This window comes from Haloactinopolyspora sp., from assembly GCF_027324685.1.
Taxonomy (GTDB): domain Bacteria; phylum Actinomycetota; class Actinomycetes; order Jiangellales; family Jiangellaceae; genus Haloactinopolyspora.
Genome location: NZ_DAHVSH010000209.1, coordinates 1 through 3581 on the forward strand (window position 1 = coordinate 1; position 3581 = coordinate 3581).

Below are 3581 nucleotides of genomic sequence, written 5' to 3' on the forward strand. Positions count from 1 at the left end.
GCGGCGGTCGCCGTGATCGGCGGGCTGCGGGTGGCGTCGGGCTCGATGAGCCTCGGCGAGGTGCAGGCGTTCATCCACTACTCCCAGCAGTTCACCCAACCGCTGGCCCAGCTGGCGTCGATGGCGAACCTGGTGCAGTCGGGGGTCGCGTCGGCCGAGCGCGTGTTCGAGCTGCTGGACGAGCCGGAACAGTCCGCCGAGCCGGAGGCCACCGTCGCCTCGACGCGGACCACTCGCGGCCAGGTGGCCTTCGAGAACGTCTCGTTCAGTTACGAGCCCGACGAACCGCTGATCGAGAACCTGTCACTCGTCGCCGAACCCGGGACGACCGTGGCCATCGTCGGCCCCACCGGCGCCGGCAAGACGACTCTGGTCAACCTGATCATGCGTTTCTACGAGCTGGACGGTGGCCGGATCACGATCGACGGGCACGACATCGCCGCGATGCGCCGCGACGAGCTGCGATCGAAGTTCGGCATGGTGCTGCAGGACGCGTGGCTGTTCAACGGCACGATCCGCGACAACATCGCCTACGGCGACCCGAGCGCCACCGATGAGCAGATCCGCGCGGCCGCCGAGGCGACGTACGCCGACCGGTTCGTGCGGTCGCTGCCCGACGGCTACGACACCGTGATCGACGAGGAAGGCGAGAACGTCAGCGCCGGGGAGAAGCAGCTGCTGACCATCGCCCGAGCGTTCCTCGCTGACCCGGCCATCCTGATTCTCGACGAAGCCACCAGCTCGGTTGACACCCGCACCGAGGTGCTGGTGCAGCAGGCGATGGCGGCGCTGCGAAGCGACCGGACGAGCTTCGTCATCGCCCACCGGCTGTCGACGATTCGCGACGCCGACGTGATCTTGGTGATGCAGCATGGCCGTATCGTCGAACAGGGCGCTCATGCCGAGTTGTTGAGCCGGCGCGGGGCCTACTACGACCTGTACACCAGTCAGTTCGCCGCCGCACAGGTCGACGAGGCCTGACAGGACGCGGGGCTACGGGCAGGATGACGAGGCCACGTCACGACGCGGCGTCGGCGGCCTGCGCCAGCTGCGGCACGTAGTCGTCGAGCATCCACGGAATCGACAGCACCGACGGTGCCGAGCTGGCGGCGACGTACGACTCGCCGATGATCGGCGCGTAGGCCCCGGCCTTCATGGCCGGGTTCTGCGCGAACAGCGGGTTGGCGGCGAAAGCGTCGGCAGCCTGCTGGTCGTTGAACCACGCCACCAGGATGTCGGTGTCGATTCCGGCAGCGAGTTCCGCGCTGACGTAGTAATAGACGGTGTCGCCGGTGGCGTTCTCGTCGACGTATGGCGCCACCGTCATCCCGAGATCGGTCAGCAGCGCGACCCGGACATCGTCAGAGGTGAAGATGCCGAGCTGGCCGTCGTCTTCGGTGGCGTAGACGAAGGTCTTGCCGGCCAACTGCGGGTAGTCCGCCGCAGTCTGCTCCAGGTAGGCCTCGGTGTCGGCGACCAGCTGCTCGGCCTGGTCGGCCAAGCCGAGAGCCTCGCCGATCACCCGGGTCTGCTCCTGCCAGGGCGTCGACCACGGCGCGTCCGGGTAGGCCACGGTCGGCGCGATCTGGCTGAGCGTCTCGTACTGCTCGGCCGTGATGCCGGAATAGACCGCCAGGATGACGTCGGGCTGTGCTTCGGCGATCGCCTCGTACGGGATCTCCTCGCCGGCGGCGTTGGGCAGCAGCGTGGGCAACTCCGCGTCGCCGAGCTCCTCGCGGACCCAAGGCAGCACGCCGTCTTCGTCGCCGCCGTATTCGAAGTACGGCATCGCGACCGGCGTGACGCCTAGTGCGAGGGCCACGTCTTGGCCGGACGGTCCCCAGGTCACTACCCGCTCGGGCGCGGTCTCGATGGTGGTCTCACCGAGCGCGTGGTCGATGGTGACCGGGAAGGCGTCCTCGTTCGCGGTGGGACCGTCCGGGGCCCGATCACCCGCCTCGCCGTCGGAGTCGCCGGCCCCGCAGCCGGCCATGACCGCGGCCGTCAGCAGCGCAGCGGTGAACAGATGCAGCCTGCGTCGAACTCTTCGGGTGTTCACGGTGACCTTTCAGTCGGACGAGCCGTCGAACACCCAACTTAGCTTAGGGTTACCTAACGCGAAACAGTGGGTCGGAGGTTACGCGTTCGCGGTGCCGGTCAGGCCACAGGCCGCGGCCCACCGCGCGTCGTCGTAATGCGACTCCGCGTCGACGAACGCCCGGCCTTCGGCGATGGCACCGGCGAGCAGGTCGTGCAGCATCTGCTCGGGATCGGGCACGCAGGCCCGGGCGATGCCTTCGACCGACGTGCGCACCGCCGTCGGGGCGGCGTAGCGCAGGAATCCCTTGACCGTGGTCGGCTCGCCCTTGGCGAAGTCGCGTGCCCATCGAGCTGCGTCGGGTGCTTTGGCCATGGCGATGATGGTGTGGTCGCTCATGCGGCCGAACGGGCGCTCCTCGAGCTCGGCGAGAACACGCTCGGCGGCCAGGCACGCCACCGCGAGCACTCGCTGGCGCTCGGCCGAGGCCACCGGCAGGGCGGTGGTGGAGGTGCGCAGGGCGATCTGGACGGTCATCCGGGGGTCGTCGGACTTCACGCCGATGACCTGGGGAATCAGTGGCGCGAGGTGCGGGCGGTACTCGTCGGACACCGTGTCGTTGACGAGCCTGGCCACCGCGGCCAGCAGCGGATGCGTGCACGCCGGGTGATCGCTCCAGCGCTCGCCGGCCAGGAACGAGGCGAACTCCATGAAGCATGCGCCCTTGCGTGCGTTACGGTGCTTGCCCCGCGACAGCACGGGAAGCATGGCTGGGGCATCGGTGCGGAAGCCAGTCATGGTAGGCCACCCCGGTCGACTCGACGATTCCTTTCCGTCCAGTCTGCTCCCATTGTTCGGTGGTTTCCACTGTATTCGCGCGCGGAGATGGCCAGGCGTGGATGCCGCCGAGGCCGCCACCGGTAGGCAGCGATGTTCGAACGGTTCACCTGCTCGCAGGGCCTGAAGCGCCCGGTGCAGCCACCTTGGTCCGGCTCGGCATGACTACGGCGTAGCCGCCGGCGCTGATCACTCCAGCCGGAAGACCGGGTGCCGGTCTGCCTCGGCCGCGAACCGCTCCGGTGGGTCGTCGGGCTTGGCGTCGAAGTAGGGCCGGGTGACCGGGACCGCGCGGACGTACTCCTTCAGCACCGGGGCGCTTTCGTCCGGGCCGCATTCGATGACCCGATACCCCTGCGGGATACCGCGGATCGTCAGCGTCACCTCGCCGGCGGCGCGAGCACTACGGACCCATTGCACCGCGCCGTACGGCGCCACCAGCCACAGGGCGCCGCCGTAGCGGATGGGGCGCACCGGCGTGGAGCGGCCGCGGCCCGACTTTCGCCCGACCACCGTGAGCAGGGCGTAGTTCGACGGCGCCAGGCCGGATCGCAGCATCGACATGACGGCGGCGTTACTGAATCGCCGCAAGACGGAGTGCCGATAGGTCTTGGCCATAGTCGTCACTCTGGCACGGGTCACGCGTTCGCGACCGGTTCAGACTCCTGCTCGGACTTTCGCCGGGCGAGTTGCACCATGGCGACCG

General features: G+C 68.8%; 4 protein-coding genes. 1 reads left to right on the forward strand and 3 read right to left on the reverse strand.

Translation table 11 applies throughout. From position 1 onward, the window contains the following. A partial coding sequence (locus M6444_RS22395; protein ID WP_298332671.1) for an ABC transporter ATP-binding protein occupies window positions 1-981 on the forward strand: 981 nt, incomplete at its 5' end. 37 nt (window positions 982-1018) lie between these two features. On the opposite strand, the gene M6444_RS22400 is transcribed toward M6444_RS22395, so the two are convergent. The 3 genes from M6444_RS22400 to M6444_RS22410 all read right to left on the reverse strand — a co-directional run bounded on the left by M6444_RS22400 (window position 1019) and on the right by M6444_RS22410 (window position 3493). After that, window positions 1019-2059, reverse strand: a complete 1041-nt coding sequence (locus M6444_RS22400; RefSeq protein WP_298332674.1) for an iron-siderophore ABC transporter substrate-binding protein — start codon at window positions 2057-2059, stop codon at window positions 1019-1021. 78 nt (window positions 2060-2137) lie between these two features. Beyond that, on the reverse strand, window positions 2138-2836 hold the full coding sequence (locus M6444_RS22405) for a hypothetical protein (RefSeq protein ID WP_298332677.1): 699 nt from the start codon (window positions 2834-2836) through the stop codon (window positions 2138-2140). A gap of 228 nt (window positions 2837-3064) precedes the next feature. Then, window positions 3065-3493 carry a nitroreductase/quinone reductase family protein gene (locus tag M6444_RS22410; protein WP_298332680.1) on the reverse strand — a complete coding sequence of 143 codons (429 nt, stop codon included), beginning with the start codon at window positions 3491-3493 and terminating at the stop codon, window positions 3065-3067. Window positions 3494-3581 lie beyond the last annotated feature (88 nt).

What these genes read in the sequence shown, in the direction of transcription:
- M6444_RS22405 (WP_298332677.1), bottom strand. Translation starts at nt 2,836, where the DNA reads ATGACTGGCTTCCGCACCGATGCCCCAGCCATGCTTCCCGTGCTGTCG.
- M6444_RS22410 (WP_298332680.1), bottom strand. Translation starts at nt 3,493, where the DNA reads ATGGCCAAGACCTATCGGCACTCCGTCTTGCGGCGATTCAGTAACGCC.